This is a genomic window from Pseudomonas sp. St386 (assembly GCF_018325865.1).
GTDB classification, from domain to species: domain Bacteria; phylum Pseudomonadota; class Gammaproteobacteria; order Pseudomonadales; family Pseudomonadaceae; genus Aquipseudomonas; species Aquipseudomonas brassicacearum.
Window position 1 is genome coordinate 1,970,215 of the sequence record NZ_AP021900.1, and the last position, 21,165, is coordinate 1,991,379.

24 protein-coding genes and 1 pseudogene are annotated in these 21,165 nt (G+C 60.7%); 14 read left to right on the top strand and 11 right to left on the bottom strand.

Annotated elements, in window-relative coordinates; all coding sequences use genetic code 11:
* Positions 1-12 precede the first annotated feature (12 nt).
* Complete coding sequence (locus KI235_RS08720; protein ID WP_212795643.1) at positions 13-447, top strand: DoxX family protein; 435 nt, start codon at positions 13-15, stop codon at positions 445-447.
* A gap of 864 nt (positions 448-1,311) precedes the next feature.
* Positions 1,312-1,620: a hypothetical protein gene (locus tag KI235_RS08725; protein WP_013692574.1), complete on the top strand. Its 309-nt coding sequence runs from the start codon at positions 1,312-1,314 to the stop codon at positions 1,618-1,620.
* Between the two features lie 8 nt (positions 1,621-1,628).
* On the opposite strand, the gene greB is transcribed toward KI235_RS08725, so the two are convergent.
* Genes greB through KI235_RS08740 form a run of 3 tightly spaced genes read right to left on the bottom strand, consistent with a single transcriptional unit; the run spans position 1,629 to position 5,348 of the window.
* Entirely contained in the window at positions 1,629-2,126 is a 498-nt protein-coding gene (gene greB, locus KI235_RS08730) for a transcription elongation factor GreB (protein WP_003199337.1), read from the bottom strand.
* 34 nt (positions 2,127-2,160) lie between these two features.
* Complete coding sequence (locus KI235_RS08735) at positions 2,161-4,665, bottom strand: ABC transporter permease (RefSeq protein WP_027912699.1); 2,505 nt, start codon at positions 4,663-4,665, stop codon at positions 2,161-2,163.
* A complete protein-coding gene (locus KI235_RS08740; protein WP_003199342.1) occupies positions 4,665-5,348 on the bottom strand; it encodes an ABC transporter ATP-binding protein in 684 nt (227 codons plus the stop codon). The genes KI235_RS08735 and KI235_RS08740 overlap by 1 nt, the downstream gene beginning before the upstream one ends.
* 10 nt (positions 5,349-5,358) lie before the next feature.
* Between KI235_RS08740 and KI235_RS08745 the strand changes: the two genes are divergently transcribed.
* The 3 genes from KI235_RS08745 to KI235_RS08755 all read left to right on the top strand — a co-directional run bounded on the left by KI235_RS08745 (position 5,359) and on the right by KI235_RS08755 (position 7,548).
* Positions 5,359-5,964 (top strand): arylesterase, encoded by a 606-nt coding sequence (locus KI235_RS08745; protein WP_003199345.1) that lies wholly within the window; start codon positions 5,359-5,361, stop codon positions 5,962-5,964.
* Positions 5,965-6,020: 56 nt separating this feature from the next.
* Positions 6,021-6,314 (top strand): hypothetical protein, encoded by a 294-nt coding sequence (locus tag KI235_RS08750; RefSeq protein WP_003199347.1) that lies wholly within the window; start codon positions 6,021-6,023, stop codon positions 6,312-6,314.
* Between the two features lie 262 nt (positions 6,315-6,576).
* Positions 6,577-7,548, top strand: a complete 972-nt coding sequence (locus KI235_RS08755) for a L,D-transpeptidase family protein (protein ID WP_003199349.1) — start codon at positions 6,577-6,579, stop codon at positions 7,546-7,548.
* Between the two features lie 141 nt (positions 7,549-7,689).
* Here the strand turns inward: KI235_RS08755 and oprI are convergent, their stop codons facing one another.
* A complete protein-coding gene (oprI, locus tag KI235_RS08760; protein WP_003199355.1) occupies positions 7,690-7,941 on the bottom strand; it encodes an outer membrane lipoprotei OprI in 252 nt (83 codons plus the stop codon).
* Between the two features lie 635 nt (positions 7,942-8,576).
* Here oprI and KI235_RS08765 point away from each other — a divergent pair.
* The gene (locus KI235_RS08765; RefSeq protein ID WP_003199362.1) at positions 8,577-8,858 is read left to right on the top strand and encodes a GNAT family N-acetyltransferase; all 282 of its coding nucleotides are present in this window, start codon (positions 8,577-8,579) and stop codon (positions 8,856-8,858) included.
* 186 nt (positions 8,859-9,044) lie between these two features.
* Here KI235_RS08765 and KI235_RS08770 read toward each other — a convergent pair whose 3' ends face one another.
* Positions 9,045-10,121: a 3-deoxy-7-phosphoheptulonate synthase gene (locus tag KI235_RS08770; RefSeq protein WP_003199364.1), complete on the bottom strand. Its 1,077-nt coding sequence runs from the start codon at positions 10,119-10,121 to the stop codon at positions 9,045-9,047.
* Positions 10,122-10,388: 267 nt separating this feature from the next.
* Here KI235_RS08770 and KI235_RS08775 point away from each other — a divergent pair, with 267 nt between their 5' ends.
* The 4 genes from KI235_RS08775 to cysB all read left to right on the top strand — a co-directional run bounded on the left by KI235_RS08775 (position 10,389) and on the right by cysB (position 13,950).
* On the top strand, positions 10,389-11,342 hold the full coding sequence (locus tag KI235_RS08775; protein ID WP_027912698.1) for a putative 2-dehydropantoate 2-reductase: 954 nt from the start codon (positions 10,389-10,391) through the stop codon (positions 11,340-11,342).
* A 20-nt stretch (positions 11,343-11,362) separates the two neighbouring features.
* Positions 11,363-12,268, top strand: a complete 906-nt coding sequence (locus tag KI235_RS08780; protein WP_003199368.1) for a 5'-nucleotidase — start codon at positions 11,363-11,365, stop codon at positions 12,266-12,268.
* Between the two features lie 96 nt (positions 12,269-12,364).
* Positions 12,365-12,865, top strand: coding sequence for a universal stress protein (locus tag KI235_RS08785; protein WP_003199370.1), 501 nt, complete (start codon positions 12,365-12,367; stop codon positions 12,863-12,865).
* Positions 12,866-12,975: 110 nt separating this feature from the next.
* Positions 12,976-13,950 carry an HTH-type transcriptional regulator CysB gene (cysB, locus tag KI235_RS08790; RefSeq protein WP_003199376.1) on the top strand — a complete coding sequence of 325 codons (975 nt, stop codon included), beginning with the start codon at positions 12,976-12,978 and terminating at the stop codon, positions 13,948-13,950.
* Positions 13,951-13,957: 7 nt separating this feature from the next.
* Here the strand turns inward: cysB and KI235_RS08795 are convergent, their stop codons facing one another.
* Positions 13,958-14,440, bottom strand: a complete 483-nt coding sequence (locus KI235_RS08795; RefSeq protein ID WP_003199378.1) for a GreA/GreB family elongation factor — start codon at positions 14,438-14,440, stop codon at positions 13,958-13,960.
* A gap of 2 nt (positions 14,441-14,442) precedes the next feature.
* A complete protein-coding gene (locus tag KI235_RS08800) occupies positions 14,443-14,829 on the bottom strand; it encodes a hypothetical protein (RefSeq protein ID WP_003199380.1) in 387 nt (128 codons plus the stop codon).
* A gap of 121 nt (positions 14,830-14,950) precedes the next feature.
* On the opposite strand from KI235_RS08800, the gene earP reads away from it, so the two are divergent.
* Together earP and KI235_RS08810 are read left to right on the top strand one after the other, a co-directional pair.
* Positions 14,951-16,084 carry an elongation factor P maturation arginine rhamnosyltransferase EarP gene (gene earP / locus KI235_RS08805; protein ID WP_003199383.1) on the top strand — a complete coding sequence of 378 codons (1,134 nt, stop codon included), beginning with the start codon at positions 14,951-14,953 and terminating at the stop codon, positions 16,082-16,084.
* Positions 16,085-16,132: 48 nt separating this feature from the next.
* On the top strand, positions 16,133-16,702 hold the full coding sequence (locus KI235_RS08810; protein WP_003199385.1) for an elongation factor P: 570 nt from the start codon (positions 16,133-16,135) through the stop codon (positions 16,700-16,702).
* A 136-nt stretch (positions 16,703-16,838) separates the two neighbouring features.
* Here KI235_RS08810 and KI235_RS08815 read toward each other — a convergent pair whose 3' ends face one another.
* The 3 genes from KI235_RS08815 to KI235_RS08825 all read right to left on the bottom strand — a co-directional run bounded on the left by KI235_RS08815 (position 16,839) and on the right by KI235_RS08825 (position 19,112).
* Entirely contained in the window at positions 16,839-17,852 is a 1,014-nt protein-coding gene (locus tag KI235_RS08815) for an alpha/beta hydrolase (protein ID WP_003199387.1), read from the bottom strand.
* Between the two features lie 35 nt (positions 17,853-17,887).
* Positions 17,888-18,307 carry an organic hydroperoxide resistance protein gene (locus KI235_RS08820; protein ID WP_003199389.1) on the bottom strand — a complete coding sequence of 140 codons (420 nt, stop codon included), beginning with the start codon at positions 18,305-18,307 and terminating at the stop codon, positions 17,888-17,890.
* A 343-nt stretch (positions 18,308-18,650) separates the two neighbouring features.
* The gene (locus tag KI235_RS08825; RefSeq protein ID WP_003199391.1) at positions 18,651-19,112 is read right to left on the bottom strand and encodes a MarR family transcriptional regulator; all 462 of its coding nucleotides are present in this window, start codon (positions 19,110-19,112) and stop codon (positions 18,651-18,653) included.
* A gap of 144 nt (positions 19,113-19,256) precedes the next feature.
* Here KI235_RS08825 and KI235_RS08830 point away from each other — a divergent pair.
* Positions 19,257-20,005: pseudogene (locus KI235_RS08830) on the top strand (sulfite exporter TauE/SafE family protein).
* Here the strand turns inward: KI235_RS08830 and KI235_RS08835 are convergent.
* A complete protein-coding gene (locus KI235_RS08835) occupies positions 19,995-20,849 on the bottom strand; it encodes a LysR substrate-binding domain-containing protein (protein WP_027912697.1) in 855 nt (284 codons plus the stop codon). The pseudogene KI235_RS08830 and the gene KI235_RS08835 sit on opposite strands and share 11 nt — an antisense overlap.
* Positions 20,850-20,946: 97 nt before the next feature.
* Between KI235_RS08835 and KI235_RS08840 the strand changes: the two genes are divergently transcribed.
* Positions 20,947-21,165, top strand: coding sequence for a DUF1127 domain-containing protein (locus KI235_RS08840; protein WP_003199394.1), 219 nt, complete (start codon positions 20,947-20,949; stop codon positions 21,163-21,165).

Below are 21,165 nucleotides of genomic sequence, written 5' to 3' on the forward strand. Positions count from 1 at the left end.
GGATGAACCCGCATGAGCTCGTTGATCAATAAAGTCTTGTTTACCCGCGCTGGCTACGGCCTGACTGCCCTGCGCATCGCTGTCGGCATCATTTTCGCCGCCCATGGCTCGCAGAAACTCTTCGGCCTGTTCGGTGGCTACGGCTTGGCAGGCACCGCGCAGTGGATGGAAAGCATCGGCCTGACCCCAGGTTACGTGATGGCGACACTGGCGGGCGGCACCGAGTTTTTCGCCGGCCTGGCGCTGATCATCGGGTTGCTGGCGCGTCCTGCGGCACTGGGCCTGGCCTTTCTGTCGCTGGTGGCGATTTTCTCCGTGCACATCGGTAACGGCTTGTTCATGGCCAACAACGGTTATGAGTTTGCCCTGGCGTTGCTGGCGGGCAGTATTGCCGTGCTGATCGAAGGTGCGGGCAAGCTGTCGGTCGATCGCGCCATCGCGGGTTGATTGCACGATTGGAACCCGTCTTGTACGTGATGCTGTTCACTTCGAAAAAGCGGCGCTTCTTCCAGAAATGGGAAAGCGCCGTTTTTTTGGTTTTGTTGTTTTGGCTGTGGGAGCAAAGCTTGCTCGCGAAGGCGGTGTGTCAGTTTGCGGTGATGTTGGATGTGCCGGCCTCATCGCGAGCAAGCTCGCTCCCACAGTGGTTTTGTGTCGGACATAATTTTGTGTTCACTGGAGATTCTGTGTGGGAGCGAGCTTGCTCGCGATAGCGGTGGCTCAGCCCCAAAGATGCTGGCATGTGTCCCCCGGTCTTGCTCTTGCTCTTGCTTTAGATCTTGATCTGGACGCCCCGTAAAACCACGCTGGCCGAACGCAGGCATTGCGCAGTGGGCACCTCGGCATGGATGCCGAGGTAGCCGCGCTGGGCCATGGATGGCCCTTCGCGGCGGGCCCACGGAGCAATGCCGGAGTGCGGGCACACCGAGCCTAGGCGAGGTGCCGAGTGGTGGGGCAAAGCGCTTTTGGGCGCTTTTCCAAAAGTGACCCGCCGTAAGGGCGGAACCCTAAGTCGCCGTTACCGCAGCAACGGATATACACACCAACCCACACCTCTCGGAACAGATAATCAGAAAACAGCATTACTGTCTTCTACGGGCCTTTTTATGGAGAGTGATTCTTGACACTGGCCAGTCAGCTTCTCTAGGATGCCGCTCATGCGCCGATTTAAACAGCTACTTGCGGGGCGCCAGGTGACTCAATCCAGTCGCTGATAGAAGCCGAAGACAAGGCTTCGAAATACCGCTAAAGCGCTGGTTCGGTGTTGCCTCTCACCTGCCATGCAGACTTTTGAGGCAGAGACACGACACGATGAACGCACCCAGCCCCCTAGTACGTCTTGCGCCGATCACGGCGAACCTTGTGCAACGCAATCCGAAAATTCTCCTGGGCGGCACTCACCAGCCAACGCTCTTGCGCTATCTCGACGGCTGGCCACGTCGTAATCATGGGCCCGCAGCTTTCCTGATCCAGTTTGTCGAAGACGGCGAGTCACTGGCCCGGTTCGCCAATGACAGTTTCGATCTGGCCGTCATCCAGTCCCCCAGTGCGGTGGACGCTCCTGAAATGATCCGGCAGTTGACCCGTGTTGCCCGGCAGGGATTGATCACGCGCCGCTGAGGCGAGGATTACGGATACGCGATGTCCACGATGTAGACCCGTTTCTCGCCGGTAGGCGTCTGGACGCTGACCTCGGCGTCCAGGGCCTTGCCGATCAGGGCCCGTGCCAACGGTGAGTCGATACTGATCAGGTTCTGCTTCAGGTCCAGCTCGTCCGGGCCGACGATGCGATAGCGTGATTCCTTGCCATCCTCATCTTCGACCGTCACCCAGGCACCGAAGTACACCTTGTTCGGATCGCTGGGTTTTTCACTGACCACTTTAAGCGCTTCAAGGCGCTTGGTGAGGAAGCGCACGCGACTGTCGATTTCCCGCAGCATTTTCTTGCCGTAGGTGTATTCGGCGTTCTCCGAACGATCACCCTGGGCCGCCGCCTCGCTGACCGCCTGGGTCACCTGGGGACGGCGCACATGCCACAGCTCATGGAATTCAGCGCGCATCCGCGCTTCACCCTCGGGGGTGATCAGCGCGGTGCCGGCGGTGCGGGGTGGGCGATAACGGCTCATGGCAACTTCTTGTAATAGCGAAGCCGGGAGTCTATCAACCCTCGCGCAATACTGTCAGCGGGCTGGCGTTGAGCGCTCGACGGGTGCCAAACACCCCGGCCGCGCCGATCAACAAGGCCCCCAGCAGCGGCAATGCCAACAGCCATGGATGCGGATGCCAGGGCAGGTCGAAGGCGTACCGGTAAAGCACCAGGCTCACCAGCTCCGAACCCAGGGCCGCAAGCAGGCCACTGACCGCGCCCAGCAGGCCGAACTCGATGCGCCGGGCCTTGACCAGCAAGGGCCGTTCGGCGCCCAGTGCACGCAATAGCGCACCTTGGCGAATGCGCTCGTCGAGGGTCGCCTGCAGGCCGGAAAACAACACCGCCATCCCCGCTGCCAGTACAAACAACAACACATACTCCACCGCCAGGGTCACCTGGGCCAGGATGCTGCGCAGTTGTTCGAGCAGGGCCTCGACTTGCAGGATCGTCACCGCCGGAAAGGCCCGGGACAGGTCGACGATCTGTTGGTCGTGGCCCGACGCCAGGTAGAAACTGGTGAGATAGGTCGCTGGCAGATCCTTCAATGTGCCTGGCTGGAAGATCATGAAGAAGTTGGGCTGGAAATTGTCCCAGTTGATCTCCCGCAGGCTGGTGACCTTCGCTTCACGGTTGACGCCGCCCACGCTGAACACCAGGCGGTCGCCCAGCTTGATCTTGAGGTTCTCGGCCACTTTGCCTTCCACCGAAACCCCCGGGATATCGTCCGGTGGTTGTTGCGGCCACCAGGTCCCTGCGGTGACGATGTTGCCCGTCGGCAGGTCCGCGGCCCAGGTCAGGCTCAAGTCACGTTGCAGCGCCCGGTCACCCGCAGAGTCCTTGGTGACGAACTCTGTGGCCGGTTCGCCATTGATGCTGACGAGGCGCCCGGGTACCACGGGGTAGAGCGGGGCCGATTGCGCCGACAATGCCAGCAGCTTGTCGGTGAAGGCCTGCTTGTCGTTGGGCAGGATGTTCAGCGCGAAATAGTTCGGGGCGTTTTTTGGCAACTGGTTTTGCCAGGTGTCCAGCAGCTCGCCGCGCAACAACGCGATCAACGCCATGGACAACAGGATCAGGCCAAACGCCAGGGCCTGGCCGGCGGCGGCCAAGGGATGACGCAGCAATTGGCCGAGGCCCAGCCGCCAGGGCAGGGAAGCGCGGGCCAACAGGCGACGCAGGCTCTGGAGCAGCAGCAACAACAAGCCGCCGAGCACCAGCGCGGCGACGACGCCACCACCCAGCAGGGCGAAGGTGAGGACCAGGTCCAGGCTCAGGCGCCACATGATCAGGCCCAGGGCGCCCAGCGCGGCACCGTAGATCACCCAGGAGCTGGAGGGGATCGGCAGCATGTCCCGGCGCAGCACGCGCAACGGCGGTACCCGGCCCAGCGCAGCCAATGGCGGCAGGGCGAACCCCGCCAGGGCCACCAGCCCGGTGCCGATCCCGGCGATCGCCGGCAGCAGGCCACCCGGCGGAACGGTGGTGGGCAGCAGGTCATGCAGCAGGGCGAACAGGCCCAGTTGGGCGATCCAGCCGAGCAGGGCGCCGCTGATGCTGGCGAGCAGGCCCAACACCGTCAATTGCAGGCTGAACAGCACCATGGTTTCCCGGCGTGACAGGCCCAGGCAGCGCAGCAGCGCGCTGGCGTCGAACCGTCGGGTGGCAAAGCGGTTGGCCGAGAGCGCGACGGCGACACCGGACAGCAACACCGCCACCAGGCTGGCCATGTTCAGGTAGCGTTCGGCCTTGCCCAGGGCGCCACCGATCTGCCGGTTGCCGTCGCGGGCATCCTGCAGGCGCTGGTTGGCTTCAAGGCCTGGCTTGACCAGGTCGCGGTAGGTTTGCAGCGCCGATGCCGGGCCGCGCCACAGGTCGCGATAGCTGACACGGCTGCCCGGCTGGACCACGCCGGTGGCCTCCAGGTCCTTGAGGTTGATCAGTACCCGCGGGGTGAGGCTGTAGAAGTTGCCGGCGCGATCGGGCTCATAAGTCAGCACGCGGCTCAGGCGCAAGGTCTGGTTGCCGACGTCGATGCTGTCGCCGATCTTCAGCTCCAGTGCCGTCAGCAGTCGTGCTTCGACCCAGGCCTCGCCAGGGTTCGGGCGTCCGCCGATTTCTTCCGGGGCGAACGGGGTGGGGGTGCTTTTCAGCTCGCCGCGCAATGGGTAGCTGTCATCGGCCGCCTTGACGCTGGACAGCTGGATGCCATTGTCGGTGGCCACAACACTGGAAAACTCCACCACCCGGGCGTGTTCCAACCCCAGTTCGATGCCGCTGCGAATCTGCTCCGGGCGGGCGGGGGAGCTGCCTTCGAGCAGCAGGTCGGCACCGAGGAACTCGGTGGCGCGCATCATCATCGCGCCGTTGAGGCGGGCACCGAAGTAACCGATGGCGGTACTGGCCGCCACCGCCACCAGCAGGGCGAAGAACAACACCCGCAACTCACCGGCGCGGGCATCGCGAAGCAATTGACGGACAGCGAGACTGAACAGGCGCAACAGCGGCAAGCGTGCCATCAAGGCTCCAGAGGGGCGACCATCTCGCCGGCTTCAAGTCGGATCAGGCGCCGGCAACGATGGGCCAGGCGTTCATCATGGGTCACCAGCACCAGGGTCGTGCCGCGTTCCTTGTTCAATTCGAACAGCAGGTCGCTGATGCGCTCGCCGGTATGGCTGTCGAGGTTGCCGGTGGGTTCGTCGGCAAACAGCACGTCGGGCTCGGCGGCAAAGGCGCGGGCAATCGCCACGCGTTGCTGTTCGCCGCCGGAGAGCTGGCGTGGCGAGTGGGTCAGGCGCTGGCCCAGGCCGACGCGCTGCAACAGTTGCGTGGCCCGTTCGCGGGCATCCTTGCGCCCGTCAAGTTCCAGCGGCAGCATGACGTTTTCCAGTGCATTGAGGCTGTCGAGCAACTGGAACGACTGGAAGACGAAGCCGACATGCTCGGCGCGGATCCGCGCACGCTGGTCTTCATCCAGAGCGCTGAGCGCTTGGCCGGCGAGTGTCACCTCGCCGCTGCTGGGCAGGTCGAGGCCGGCCAGCAGGCCCAGGAGAGTGGATTTGCCGGAACCGGACGCCCCGACGATGGCCAGGCTATCGCCTTTGTTCAGTTCCAGGCTGAGTTCGTGCAGGATGGTCAGTTCACCTTCCGCGCTGGAGACCACTTTGCTAAGGTCCGTCGCGGTGAGAATGCTTGAGCCCATGGAGAATCCGATGCGTGTGTGGTTTTTGAGTGCCGGCCTGGCCTTGATGTGCATGGCCCAGAACGCAGCGGCGGGTACAGTCCTGATCGTTGGCGATAGTATCAGCGCGGCTTTCGGCCTGGATACCCGGCAAGGGTGGGTGTCGTTGCTCGAACAACGGCTCAAGGCCGAGGGTTTTGACGATAAAGTGGTCAATGCTTCCATCAGTGGCGACACCAGTGCCGGAGGCCAGGCGCGGCTGCCGGCGCTGCTTGCAGCCCATAAGCCGGACCTGGTGATCCTGGAACTGGGCGGCAACGATGGCCTGCGCGGACAGCCGCCAACACAATTGCAACAAAACCTTGCAGCGATGATCGACAGCGCTCGTGCCAGCGGTGCCCAGGTACTTTTGCTGGGCATGCAACTGCCACCCAATTACGGACGGCGCTACACCGATGCCTTTGCCCGGGTCTACAGCACCCTGGCCGAGGAGAAAAAAGTCCCGCTGGTGCCGTTTTTTCTCAAGGACGTCGGTGGCATCCCGACCATGATGCAAGGCGACGGATTGCACCCGTCCGTCGCGGCCCAGGGCAAGTTGCTGGAAAATGTCTGGCCGACACTGAAACCGCTGCTTTGACGCTTTTCTACCGGCGGGCTTTCGGCTAATGTGGCGCCCCCGATTTGGAGCCCCCGATGCCGCGTCCCGCCTGGTCCCTGTTTGCCTACCAACTGATCGAGCCTGACGAGCAGCTGGATCTGTTCGCCTGCCAGGAAGTACGGGTGCACCTGGTGACCCGGCAGTTGGAACTCGGTGGCTCGGCCGACCGGACCCTCTGCGGCAGCCTGCTGCCGGCCCAGCCACGCTGGTCGAGCGTCGATCGCAAGATTTTCCAGGATCATCGCCTGTGCTCGTTGTGCCGGGCGATCCTGGAGTCCCAGAAACGCGGCACCTCGCCAATCTGGCCGGAGCTGCGGTTCGAGTTGTAGTTTCCCAGATTTCGACATGTCCCTTGTGGGAGCGAGCCTGCTCGCGATGGCGGCAGCACATTCAACATTAATGCAAGCAGACCCTCCGCTATCGCGAGCAGGCTCGCTCCCACAGGGATTTGGTCGAACCATCCATAGATGTGAACGCCTGAAACAATGCTTCACATCGGACGCCTCTGTACCGCTCTCCCCGAAATAACAGGTGGCAGTGTACAATCGCCGTTTTCATAACCCCTTGTTCGATCTGCGAAGGATTTCCCGGATGTTGCCGCGCTTGCCTGCCGTCGCCCGCTGCCTGTCTCTTGCCGCCCTGTGTATGGCGGGCCCCGTTGCCGCCCTGGAGCTGCCTCTGCCACCGCCGGGTGAAGACATCGTTGGCCAGGTGCAGGTTATCAAGGCCAAATACGAAGACACCTTCGCCGACCTGGGTACCACCTATGACCTGGGCTACAGCGAGATGGTCGCCGCCAACCCCGGGGTCGATCCCTGGTTGCCGGGCGCAGGCACCGAGATCGTGCTGCCGACTCGCTTCATCCTGCCGCCGGGTCCGCGCGAGGGCATCGTGATCAACCTTGCCGAGTACCGTCTCTACTATTTCCCCAAGGGGCGGAACGTGGTCTACACCTTCCCGCTGGGGATTGGGCGTGAGGGGTGGGGATCGCCGATCGCCCACACCAGCATCATCGCCAAGACGCCGAACCCGACCTGGACCCCGCCGGCATCGATCAAGGCCGAACACGCCGCTGACGGCGACCCGCTGCCGAATGTCGTGCCCGCCGGCCCGGATAACCCGCTGGGTCCGTTCAAGTTCACCCTGGGCACCCCGGGCTACCTGATCCATGGTTCGAACAAGAAGTTCGGCATCGGCATGCGGACCAGCCACGGTTGCTTCCGGATGTTCAACAACAACGTGCTGGAAATGGCCGGCATGGTGCCGGTGGGGACATCGGTGCGGATCATCAACGACCCCTACAAGCTGGGCTTGAGCGGTGGCAAGGTGTACCTGGAAGCTCACACACCGCTGGACGACAAGGGCAACCCGTCGGTGGTGGACAAGCACACCTCAGTGATCAACGCGATGCTCAAGCGTGAAGACATCACCAGCAACTTGCGCATGAACTGGGACGTGGTGCGGGACGTGGTGGCGGCCGAAGATGGCATGCCGGTGGAAATCGCTGTTCCGAATACCTCGGCACCGATGGTCACGAGCGCGCCGATCGACTTGCAGCAGTAAAAGACTCGACAACAACCCGCCGACGTTTCGCGATGTCGGCGGGTTTTTTATTGCTTGGGAAAACACCGGGCAATAGCTCTCGAACCCAAAAAAAAAGCCGACCCAAAAATGGGTCGGCTCGATAACAATCCCGAAGGACTATTACTTGCGGCTAGCTTTGTCCAGCATGCGCAGAGCACGCTCGTTAGCTTCGTCAGCAGTCTGTTGTGCTTTTTGAGCAGCAGCCAGAGCTTCATCAGCTTTACGGTAAGCTTCGTCTGCACGAGCCTGGGAGCGAGCTGCTGCGTCTTCGGTAGCAGTCAGACGTGCTTCGGTTTCTTTCGATGCGCTGCTGCAACCGGTAGCCAGAACTGCGGCCAGGGCCAGAGCAGAGAATTTCAGAACGTTGTTCATCGTGTTCCCCTTCAAGGACATTCTATTAGTGACTGTCTCCCCAGACTGAGGAGTTAGCCGGCGTACATACTACCCATTACTTGTAGTAAGTAAACTGACGTAGCGCAAGAAGCAAAAAAATTGTAGGCGGTGATTCTTTTTCGAGCAACTTTTCTAAGGGGTGTTTAAAAAATATACAGCCCGAAGCCCTTTGCTGGAGCGCGTCAACGAAAAAAAGTTCCGTGGCGACGGAGAACTCTGGCAGCCCTCGCTAACACCGTTGTTTATTGATTCACCTACACTTTTGTACATTTTTTGTGCAATGCCCCAGGCATCTTTATTGGTATTGGCGGTGACTTTAACTACGCGCGCTCGTCTCAAGACTCAACAACTGGCGATGTTCAGCTATTGCACCGTGACCGACTACAGCGCGACGATGGCGCTCAATCGATAAACCGGACGAGGTTTACCCCTTCGATGACAGGCGTGCCTTGAGCATTTGCGTCATTGGTGCCTACTATTCACGACGTGCTCGGGTTTGAGCGGATCGGTTTTGGCGCTCGGTGACCAGGAAGGCACGGGGTGGCGTAGATGTTCCTTCGCCGGAAAAACATCGGTAAGGTAGGGGTCGGCATTCAGACCCGCGAGGAGTAGTGATGAGCGAGGCGGTTACCATCCACCATGACCAGGCTGGTCATCAGTTCGAGACCAATGTGGACGGTCATCGTGCCTATCTGACCTATATGGACCTGGGCAAGCAGACCCTGGATATCTATCGCACCTTCGTGCCCAACGCCTTGCGCGGTCGGGGCATCGCGGCGGCGTTGACCGAAAGTGCGCTGCAGTACGCTGAAGAAATGGGCTATACGGTGATCCCATCCTGTTCCTACGTGGAGCGCTACATGGAGCGTCACCAGCGGCACGCGGCGAAACTCTGAGAAAACGGATTCCCAATAAAAAACGCCGAGCTGAAGAGCCCGGCGTTTTTTTATGTCTTGAGGAAAGCAAAAGATCGCAGGCTTCGCCAGCTCCTACATCCCCGCTCCAAATATGTGTAGAAGTTACGTAGGAGCGTGTAGGGGCTGTGTAGGAGCTGTCGAGTGCAACGAAGGCTGCGATCCTTTTTAGCCGCGCTGCCGCTTCGGCAGAACATCCTTGAGCTTGGCATGCATGCTGCGCAGGGTGTTCTCGGTGGCGCTCCAGTCGATGCAGGCATCGGTGATGGAGACGCCGTACTGCAAGTCGGCGAGGTCTTTCGGGATGGCCTGGCAGCCCCAATTCAAGTGGCTTTCGACCATCAGGCCGATAATCGACTGGTTGCCTTCCAGGATCTGGTTGGCCACGTTCTCCATCACCAGCGGTTGCAGTGCCGGGTCCTTGTTGGAGTTGGCGTGGCTGCAGTCGACCATGATGTTCGGCTTGATCTTGGCTTTGTTCAGCGCCTGTTCACACAGCGCGACGCTGACCGAATCGTAGTTCGGCTTGCCATTGCCACCGCGCAGTACCACGTGACCGTAGGCGTTGCCCTTGGTGGTGACGATCGACACGCCACCTTCCTGGTTGATGCCCAGGAAACGGTGTGGGCTGGAGACCGACTGCAAGGCGTTGATCGCCACGGTGAGGCCACCGTCGGTGCCGTTCTTGAAGCCCACTGCCGACGACAGGCCGGAGGCCATTTCGCGGTGGGTCTGGGATTCGGTGGTGCGCGCGCCGATGGCCGACCAGCTGATCAGGTCCTGCAGGTATTGCGGCGAGATCGGGTCCAGCGCTTCGGTGGCCGTGGGCAGGCCCATTTCCGCCAGGTCCAGCAGCAATTGACGACCGATGTGCAGGCCGTCCTGGATCTTGAAGGAGTCATCCAGGTACGGGTCGTTGATCAGGCCTTTCCAGCCGACGGTGGTCCGAGGCTTCTCGAAATACACCCGCATGACCAGGTACAAGGTGTCGGAGACTTCCGCAGCCAGCACTTTCAGGCGCTCGGCGTATTCGTGGGCGGCCTTGATGTCATGGATCGAGCAGGGCCCGATGACCACGAACAGGCGATGATCGGTGCCGTCCAGGATGTTGCGGATGACTTCCCGGCCCTTGGTCACGGTGCGCAGGGCAGCGTCGCTCAGGGGAATATCGCGCTTGAGCTGGTCAGGCGTGATGAGGGTCTCGTTGGAGGCGACGTTAAGGTCGTTGATCGGTAAATCAGCCATCGTGTTACTCGTCAGGTCACGGGTGCCGGCCGCCAGCGATCCCCGCGCGGCGGTGCACAGCGGATTTTAAGCGCGTCGGGGAGCCGAACCTTATCGCGTTACGAGGTGGCTCGACAATGGGCTGGGTCGGGTTTAATGCCCTAAAGGCTGGGGAGCAGGCCTTGGGGATGGCTCTGAAGCAGATTCGTGAGCAGATGTAATGATGATTGCATGCCATGCCGCTCGCGCTGATAGTGTGCAGGGACTTTTACCAGGAGAGTTGCAAAGATGCAGGCAGGCGTGAAACCGCGGATCGGGATGATCGGCACCGGGGCGATCGGTGGGTTCTACGGCGTGATGCTGGCGCGTGCCGGTTTTGACGTGCACTTTTTACTGCGCAGCGAATTTGCTGCCGTGGCCGAAGCCGGCTTGCGGATCGACAGCGCGGTTCACGGTACGCTGGCCCTCAACCCCGTCCAGGCGTATCGCTCGGCAGCCGACATGCCGCCCTGCGACTGGCTGCTGGTCGGCGCCAAGACCACCAGCAATGCCGAGCTGGCCCCGGCCATTACCCGGGCTGCCGCTGACGGGGCAAAAGTCCTGTTGCTGCAGAACGGCCTGGATGTCGAAGACGATCTTCGACCCTTGTTGCCCGATTCGTTGCACCTGCTGGGTGGCCTGTGCCTGATCTGCGTGCATCGCGTCGGCCCTGGTGTCGTCACCCACCAGGCCCTCGGCGCGGTCAACGTCGGTTATCACAGTGGGCCTTGCGCCGACCAGGCACAACGCATGGTGATCGTCGAAGAGGCGGCGACGTTGTTCCGCAACGCCGGTATCGATGCCCAGGCCATGCCGGGCCTGCAACAGGCCCGCTGGCAGAAGCTGGTGTGGAATGTGCCGTACAACGGTCTTTCGGTTCTGTTGGGCGCCAGTACCACGCCGTTGATGGCCAACGACCATAGCCGCGAATTGATCCAGGCACTGATGGGGGAGGTGGTTCGCGGTGCGCAAGCCTGCGGGCATCACATCGCGCCGGGTTATGCCGAGTATCTGTTCACGATGACCGAGAAGATGCCCGACTACTGGCCGAGCATGTACCACGATTATTCCCACAAGCGTGCGCTGGAACTGGACGCGATCTACGGCCGGCCATTGGCGGCTGCGAAAGCGGCAGGGTGTGAGCTGCCGAAAATCGAAGCCTTGTATCAGGCGTTGGCGTTCGTGGACCGATATAACCGCTGAGCGGGCGAAAGGGGAGCGGTATGGCAAACAACATCGACGACAAACTGGTGCTGGCGATTTCGTCGCGGGCGTTGTTCGACCTGCGGGAAAGCCACAAGGTGTATTTGTCCAGTGGCGTCGAAGCCTATCGGCAGTACCAGATCGAGCATGAAGACGAAGTCCTGGCACCCGGTGATGCCTTCGCCCTGGTGCAAAAGCTGCTGAACCTCAACGAGCACCTGGGGCGCGCCCGAGTCGAGGTGATTCTGGTTTCGCGCAACAGCGCCGACACCGGCCTTCGAGTGTTCAACTCGATTCATCATTACGGGCTGGCGATCTCGCGCGCGGCTTTCGTTGGCGGCCGCAGTCCTTACCCGTACCTCAAGGCGTTCGGTTGCGATCTCTTTTTGTCGACCCACGCTGAAGACGTGCGCAGTGCCCTGGACGCCGGGTTTGCCGCCGCGACCATCCTGTCGGGTGGTGCCAGTCGCGCGGCCAGCGAGGAGCTGCGCATTGCCTTCGACGGCGATGCCGTGCTGTTTTCCGATGAATCGGAGCGCGTCTATCAGGCCGATGGGTTGGAAGCCTTCCAGGCCAGCGAGCGACAGGCCGCCCGCGAGCCACTGCGAGGCGGGCCGTTCAAGGGGTTCCTGGCGGCGCTCAATGCACTGCAGCGCGAGTTTCCCGAGGACGCCTGTCCCATTCGTACGGCGCTGGTGACGGCCCGTTCGGCACCGGCCCACGAGCGGGTCATCCGGACCTTGCGTGAGTGGGATATTCGCCTGGATGAGTCGTTGTTCCTGGGCGGCCTGACCAAATCGGCCTTCCTCGAAGCGTTCGCCGCCGATGTTTTTTTCGATGACCAGACCGGCCATTGCGAACTGGCCCGAGAGGTGGTCGCCACCGGTCACGTGCCCCACGGTATCAGTAACGAAATGAAGCCCTGACTGCCCTTGGTCCGGGACGTCAAGCCACACGTCGCAGTCCCCGAGGCGCTGCTAAGCTGAATCAATCTCCGCCATTTTGGCACGCGAGGAGGTCACATGATTCGTTCGATGCTGTACGCCACAGACCTGGGCCTGTACGCCCCTTATGTGATGCAGCATGCCTTGGCGTTAGCACGGACGTTTGAAGCCGAGTTGTATGTGGTGCATGCGGTAGAACCGATGGGGCTGTTCGCCGAGTCGGTGTTGCAGAGCTATCTCGATGAGCAGGCGCTGAACGAATTTCATCGCCAAGGTCTGAATACGGTGATGGCCAATATCGAACAGCGAGTGCTCGACAGTTTCCGCGAGGAGTTGGGAGACGGGCAGCAGGATTTGCAACTGATCAAGTCGGTCAGGGTGTACCAGGGCGATCCTTCCCAGGTCATCCTGGAGCAGGCTGCGAAACTCTCTGTCGACTTGCTGATCGTAGGCAGTCATTGCCAAGGGGCAAGCGGTGAGACCCCCTTGGGCAGAACCGCTGCACGGGTGTTGCAGTTATCCCGGGTACCGGTCTACCTGGTACCGCTGGTACAGCGTCGACGCCAGGGAGAGGCTTGAGGCTAAATGATGGCTTTTTATAAAAAGTTCTAGATTTATTGTCGTAACCTTTCATATAGTTATATACCGTCGCTGATGCCCGTGGCGTCCAACTGCTTTGAGGGATACATATGAAGCTTCAACAACTGCGCTACATCTGGGAAGTGGCGCACCACGACCTCAACGTTTCCGCTACTGCCCAAAGCCTTTACACGTCGCAACCTGGCATCAGCAAGCAGATCCGCCTGTTGGAAGATGAACTGGGCGTCGAAGTCTTCGCCCGCAGCGGTAAACACCTGACCCGCGTGACTCCGGCCGGCGAGCGCATCATCACCACCGCTGGCGAGATCCTGCGCAAGGTCGAAAGCATCAAGCAGATCGCCCAGGAGTTCTCCAACGAGAAAAAGGGCACCCTGTCGATCGCCACTACCCACACCCAGGCCCGCTATGCGCTGCCGCCGGTGATCAGCAACTTCATCAAGCAATACCCCGACGTGGCGCTGCACATGCACCAAGGCTCGCCAATGCAGATCGCCGAGATGGCGGCCGACGGCACGGTGGATTTCGCCATTGCCACCGAGGCCCTGGAACTGTTCGGGGATTTGGTGATGATGCCGTGCTATCGCTGGAACCGCTGTGTGGTCGTGCCCCAGGGCCATCCGTTGACGAAGCTGCCGAAGCTGACCCTCGAAGCCCTGGCCGAATACCCGATCGTGACCTACGTATTCGGTTTCACTGGTCGTTCCAAGCTTGACGAAGCCTTCAGCCATCGTGGCCTGACGCCGAAAGTAGTGTTCACCGCCGCCGATGCCGACGTGATCAAGACCTACGTTCGCCTGGGCCTGGGCGTGGGCATCGTCGCGAAGATGGCCGTCGATACCAAGCTCGACAGCGACCTGGTGGTGCTGGATGCCAGCGAGTTGTTCGAATCCAGCGTGACCAAGATCGGCTTCCGTCGTGGCACTTTCCTGCGGGGTTTCATGTGCGATTTCATCGAGAAATTTGCACCGCACCTGACCCGGGAAGTCATGGCCAAGGCCATCCAGTGCCACAACAAGCAAGAGCTCGAAGAGTTGTTCGACGGCGTCGAACTACCGGTGCACTAAGACCCTTCTAGATCGCCTCGGTGACAGCGAACTGTTGCCGGGCGCCCGCTACCACGATCTCTACTTCATCCCCTTCGAACTTGCCCAGAAGGCCGCGGCCCAGCGGTGAGCGAGGGGTGATGACAGTGATCGGCTGGCCCACCAGCGAGACCTTCAAGCCCGCCGCATCCGGCCCCAGGAAGAGCCATTGCTGACGGCCGTCCTCATCTTCCAGGCCGATCAAGGTGCCGACCTGAATACCGCGCTGCTCGTCGTAAGGCCTTAGCGTCAGGTTCTGGCAGAGGGTGAGGGCCTGGCGGATTTCTTCCACGCGCCTGGCTTGTCCGGCGGCGAGGTAGGACGCCTCGAGACCCAGGGTGTCGTACTTGTTCTCGGCGATGTTTTCTTCGTGGGTCGCGGTTTCGTAGGCGGTCTGCGCGGCGCGTTCGGCGATGTCGAGATCAATCTTGAGCTTGTCGAGAATCAACTGGTGGACGGTCTGTTTGTTCATGGTCATTCGCAGAATTGCAGAACGTTGGCGCGGCTTTTTTCACTGGGCGCATTCTGGTCCTGTTGCAGCCAGAACTGGCACTTGGGGTTGGACAGGTTGCGCGGATTGTTGCGGGCCTGATCGAGCGCCTGGCGCTGCTCGTTCCGTTGCAGGTTCTGTTGGTACTGCTCGAACATCGGTGTGGGCGGCTCTGGGGGTGGTTGCACCGCCGGTGGTTGCGCCAGTTGATGGACGGCGGCGGCCACGGGTGCCAGTTGTTCATTGAACAGAAATCTGGACAGCAGCCAGCTCGTCAACACGATGGCGAGGAACCCCAGCCAGAGGCCCAGGGCGATGCTGAAGGTCAATTGCAAAGCCGTGAGGCGCGAGGGTGTCGAGTGATCGGGCATGGCTGCTTCCTGGCAGAGTCATGGGCAGGCGATGATTGTCGCATGAAGATTAATCGCCGTCGGCTCTTCTGCGTGATCGGTTTATTCGGGACAATCAGGCCTTTGCCACAGGGAGTCGGGAATGACCGTGCGTTGGGATATTTTTTGCACCGTCGTCGATAACTTTGGCGACATTGGTGTCACGTGGCGCCTGGCTCGGCAGTTGGTGGCCGAGCATCGATGCGCGGTGCGGCTATGGGTCGATGACCTGCGTGCCTTCGAACGGTTGTGTCCGGAAATCGACGTCACCCTGTCCGAGCAATGGCAGCAGGGTGTGCAAGTGTGTCACTGGCCTGGGGAGTGGGCGCCCACCGACGCCGCCGACGTGGTGATCGCTGCGTTTGCCTGCCAACTGCCGAGCGCCTACATGGATGCGATGGCGGCGCGCCAGACGACGCCCCTGTGGATGAACCTTGATTATTTGAGCGCCGAGGACTGGGTGATCGGTTGCCACGGCCTACCGTCGGTCAAGTACAAGCACGTGCAGAAATATTTCTTTTTCCCGGGCTTCCAGGAAGGAACAGGTGGCCTGCTGCGTGAGGCGGGGCTTCTGGAACGCCGCCGGCAATTCCAGCAGGATGCCGCGGCGCAACGAATGTTCCTGCAAGGTCTGGGCGTCGAGCGGGCGCCGAATACCTGCCTTATCTCGCTGTTTGCCTATGAGAACGCCGGGCTGGCGAGCTGGTTTGACGCAATGGCCGCTGATGCCCAGGCGTTTCATGTGCTGGTTCCCGAAGGGCGGGTACTGGGTGATGTCGAGCGTTGGCTTGGCGTCGACGGCCTGGCGGTCGGTGCGGTACATCGACGCGGCGCACTGACGGTGCAGGTATTGCCGTTCATCCGCCAGGACCAGTACGATCAATTGTTATGGTGTTGCGATTTCAACGCCGTGCGTGGCGAAGATTCCTTCGTGCGCGCCCAATGGGCCGGCCGGCCGTTGCTCTGGCACATCTACCAGCAGGAAGAAGACGTCCACCTGGAAAAACTCGAGGCGTTTCTCAGGCTCTACACCCAGGGGCTTTCCCAGGCGGCGCAAAAAGCGATCAGCGGTCTTTGGCGGGCCTGGAATGCCGGCCAGGAGATGACTGAACATTGGAAAGACACCCGTGAACAGCAGCAGGAACTGGCCGAACATGCCCAGGCGTGGTGTCTGGAACAGGCCTCGCGAGCCGATCTTGCCGCAGCGCTGGTGAAGTTTTATGTAAATTGGATATGATACGCGGCCTAGATTTTTGTAAATCCCATCCAAATTCGGATATTCGCAATGAAAACTGGTAAAGAACTGAAACCCGGGACCGTGATCCGTCTCGAAAACGATCCTTGGCTGGTTCAGAAAGCTGAGTTCACCAAGTCGGGTCGTAACAGCGCGATCATGAAGACCAAGCTGAAGAACCTGCTGACCGGTTACAAGACCGAGATCGTCTACAGCGCCGACGACAAACTGGACGACGTGATCCTCGACCGCAAAGAAGCGACCCTGTCCTTCATCAGCGGCGACACCTACACGTTCATGGACACCACTGACTACACCATGTACGAGCTGAACGCCGAAGACATCGAAAGCGTTCTGCCGTTCATCGAAGAAGGCATGACCGACGTCTGCGAAGCCGTGTTCTTCGAAGAGCGCCTGGTTTCCGTAGAGCTGCCGACCACCATCGTGCGTCAGGTTGACTACACCGAAGGCTCCGCTCGCGGTGACACTTCCGGCAAGGTGATGAAGCCTGCCAAACTGAAGAACGGTACCGAACTGTCGGTAGCTGACTTCATCGAAATCGGCGACATGATCGAGATCGATACCCGCGAAGGCGGTTCCTACAAAGGCCGCGCTAAATAAGCGAAGCCTTGTGTATGAAAAAGCCCGACCATTGAGTCGGGCTTTTTTATGCCTGCGGATCATGTTCAGGCCAAGGGACAGGATGGGGTCTGTGGTGAGGGGATTGATCCTTGCTCCCACAGTGTTTCATCACAAGTCACTTCAGGTGTTGCTTGAGCTCTTGCGACACCTGCAGCATCGCCGAACGTACCGCCGGCACCTGGCTGACCACGTTGAGCAAGCCATAGTCGTGGATCATGCCGTTGTAGCGCACGGCGGTGACGGGTACACCGGCTGCGTCCAGCTTGCGGGCATAGGCTTCACCCTCATCGCGCAGGACGTCGGCCTCGGCAGTTTGTACCAGCGCGGGCGGCAGGCCCTTGAGTTGTGCGGTGCTGGCGCGTAACGGCGAGGCATAGATCTGGCTGCGTTGCCCGGCGTCGGTGGTGTAGTTGTCCCAGAACCACTTCATCATGTTTTTACTGAGGAAGTGCCCTTCGGCGAACTGGTTGTAGGACGCCGTCTCGAAGCTGGCATCGGTCACCGGCCACAGCAATGCCTGGAAGCGGATCGCCGGCGTGCCTTTGTCCTTCGCCATCAAGGCCACGACCGCCGCCATGTTGCCGCCGACGCTGTTGCCCACCACGGCCAGGCGCTTGCCGTCGACGTTGATCTGCTTGCCGTGTTCGGCCACCCATTTCGTGGCGGCGTAGGCCTGGTTGATCGCCACCGGGTAATGCGCCTCGGGTGAGGGCGTGTAGTTGACGAACACCGCGACAGCGCCCGAGCCCGCCACCAGATCCCGAACCAGGCGTTCGTGGGTCGGGAAGTCACCCAATACCCAGCCACCGCCGTGGAAGAACATGAACACGGGCAACTCACCCTTGACCCCGGCCGGGCGAACGATGGTCAGGCTGATCGGTTGGCCCTCGACCTGGATGGTTTTCTCGCTGACGTCGGCCTTGGGCAAGGTCAGTTTCACCCCTGCCTGGGCGCCCACCAATACGGCGCGAGCGTCCTTGGGTGACAGTTGCTCCAGGGGCTTGCCGGTGCCGGCATTCAGCGCGTCGAGAAACGCCTGGGTGTTGTGTTCGACGATGCCGTCGGCGAAGGCACTGCTGACGCCGAGGGCGAGAAGGGTGGCGGTCAAGGCTTTGCTGAGCGTGTTCATGTGCATCTCCTTAGGTTCGGGTCCAGGGTCGGTGGTTAGACGGTGACGTGCAGGCGCACATCAACGTTGCCGCGGGTGGCGTTGGAGTACGGGCAGACCTGGTGAGCCGCATCCACCAGGCTTTGCGCGTCGGCCTGGTCCAGCCCTGGCAGGCTGATGTGCAGGTCGATGTCGAGGCCGAAACCGCCGGGGATCTGGCCGATGCCGACATGGGCGGTAATCGAGGCGTCGTCCGGGATCTTGCGTTTGCTCTGGCTGGCCACGAATTTCAGTGCGCCGATGAAGCAGGCCGAGTAGCCGGCGGCGAACAGTTGCTCAGGGTTGGTTGCCGCACCGCCTGCACCACCGAGTTCCTTGGGCGTGGCGAGTTTGACGTCGAGGATGTTGTCGCTGGAGATCGCACGACCATCACGGCCGCCGGTGGAGGTTGCGATTGCGGTGTAGAGAGTTTGCATGATGAGAGCCTCGTTTCTGGATTGATGTTGTTGCGCTAAATGTTTGCGCGCTAAGTAGGTGTGAGGAGAATGTATAGCGCTAATATTTAGTGCGCAATATAAATTTTCGAAGCGAGTTGAATTTGCGCCGCTGAAAGGGCGTGTAACCCTTGATCTAGAGCGTTTAAGCGCAGCATAAAAATTTTAGATGGGCGAGTTACAGATCAGGGAGCGGCAGGACTGCCGCCATCGCGAGCAAGCTCGCTCCCACATTAGATTTGCGTCGAACGCAGATTTATAGTCACTGAGCATCAAGTGTGGGAGCGAGCTTGCTCGCGATAGCGGTGGGTCAGTTGGAGGTAAGTCAGAGGCTGTCTTGCAAATGCCCGCGCAGTGCCTGCAGGTCAAGTTGCAGCTTCTTCAACTGCTCCAGGGTCAGGCCGCTGGCGGCGAGGATGCACTGGGGGATGTCGAGGGCTTTTTCGCGCAGGGCGCGACCCTGTTCGGTGAGTTCGACAATCACTACGCGTTCGTCTTCACGGCTGCGGGTGCGGCTCAGCAGGCCTTCGGCCTCCAGGCGCTTGAGCAGTGGCGTCAGCGAGCCGGGGTCTGTCAGCAGACGTGTGCTGATTTCACCGACGGTCAATCCGTCCTTTTCCCACAACACCATCATCGCCAGGTATTGCGGATACGTCAGGCCCAGGGCCTGTAGCAGCGGCTTGTAGACTTTGGTCATCAGCAGCGAGGTGGAGTGCAGGGCGAAACAGACCTGGTTGTCGAGCAGCAGGGCTTCGCAGGCTTCGGGGGTGTCGCGCAGGGTGTTCATGGCAAAACCTTCAATCAATGATCGTTACGAATCTAGCGGGCGAATCTTTAATGCGCCAGATAATTCTGACGTCTGCACAGATGTTACGTTTCCCCGCTGGCGCCGACTGCGTAGGATAAGCACCCTGATGAAAGGGGAATCGTCTTGTTCGAATTTGTGCTGTTTTTGGTGTTTGGTGCCGTGTTGGGTACCTTGGGGGATTGTTCGGGATCGGTGGCGGCCTGATTGCCATTCCGGTGCTGGGCGTCTGGTTCGGCCTCGACCAGCAACTGGCCCAAGGTACGGCGCTGGTCATGGTGGTGCCCAACGTGATGCTCGCGTTGTGGCGCTATCACCAGCGCAATCGCATTGAATTGCGCCATGTCCTGCCGTTGGCTTCCATGGGTTTCTGCTTTGCCTGGCTTGGTTCGATCTGGGCCGTGGGGATCGACGCGAACAGCATGCGGATCGGCTTCGTCGCGTTCCTGATCGCGCTGACCCTCTACAACCTGGCCCGCATGTTCGCCGCCAATGCACCGGCTTCGGCGCAGATGCGTTATGGCTGGCCATGGCTCGCCGTACTGGGGGCAGCATCCGGCACCATGGGCGGTCTGTTCGGGGTTGGCGGGGCCGTGGTCGCGACGCCGATCCTGACCAGCATCTTTGGCACCAGCCAGGTGGTCGCCCAAGGGTTATCCCTGGCACTGGCCTTGCCCAGTACCGGCGTGACCCTCGCCACTTATGCGTTTCACCATGAGGTGGACTGGAGCATCGGCCTGCCGCTGGCCGTCGGTGGCCTGCTGAGCATCAGTTGGGGGGTGAAAGTCGCCCACGCCTTGCCGGAGCGGCTGTTGCGCGGGCTGTTCTGCGGTTTCCTGGTGCTGTGCGCGGTGCTGCTCGCCTTTAAAGTTTGAAGCCTTCGACGATGTGCTCGGCCAGGCACTCGGTGATCGGCGAGGGGTTATGCAGGTTGCGGATCAGCATGATGCTGGCCTCGGGCAGTTCCGGCAGGTCTTCAGCTTCGCCCAGTACGCGCATGTCCGGGGTCAGCAGGCTTTCCAGTTGCGCCGTGATTGCCAGGCCGGCGCCCACCACCGCCATGAGCGCCGACAGGCTCGAGCTGTTGTATGCCACGCGATAATCGCGCCCCATGGCATCCAGCGCATTGCAGGCCCATTGCCGGCAGAAACAGTCACTGTTGAACATCGCCAGCGGCAGCGGTGTTTGTTCATGGACGTTGAAGCAGGCGGCTTCGGCCCAGACAAAACGCTCCTTGCGCAGCAACTGGCCGATTTCGTCCCCTGGCTTGCGGGTGACGATGGACAGGTCCAGGTCCTGGCGCAGCAGCAACTGCTTGGACGATTCGCAGTGCACTTCAATTTCGATCAGCGGGTAGAACTGGGCGAAGCGTTGCAGGATGCCAGGCAGAAAGCGCATCACGTAATCGTCCGGCGTGCCGATGCGCACCGTGCCGACCATGTGCGGTTCGCGCAGGGTATTGAACACCTCGCTGTGCAGCTTGAGGATCCGCCGAGCGTAGCCCAGCAGCACCTGGCCTTCGGCGGTGAGCTTGACCTGGCGTCCGTCACGCTCGAACAGGCGGCGTTGCAATACGTCTTCTTCCAGCCGCTTCATCTGCATGCTCACGGCAGACTGGGTGCGATTGACCAATTCCCCGGCCCGGGTGAAACCGCCTTGGTCGGCGATGGCGACAAAGGTACGCAGCACTTCCGTATCGATGCTCGGGTAACTCGACAATTGATCAATCTCCGAGATGTATTGCATAAGAAACATTCGTTGGATTGATCTTATCGTTAGCGCGAGACTTGATCCATCCCCAACGGAGGACATCACGATGAAAGGTCAAAAAGGTTATCTACTGATAGACAAACTCTCCCACGGCTTTTCCGTCAGCGCCCTGCTGCACAAGTTTAGTCGCTGGTACGAATTGCACCACGAACGCGAACTGCTGGCCGGAATGAGCGACGAGGCGCTCAAGGACATTGGCGTGAGTCGTGCCGACGTGGAACAGGAAGTGGTTCGGCCATTCTGGGACGACCCAATGCACAAATGA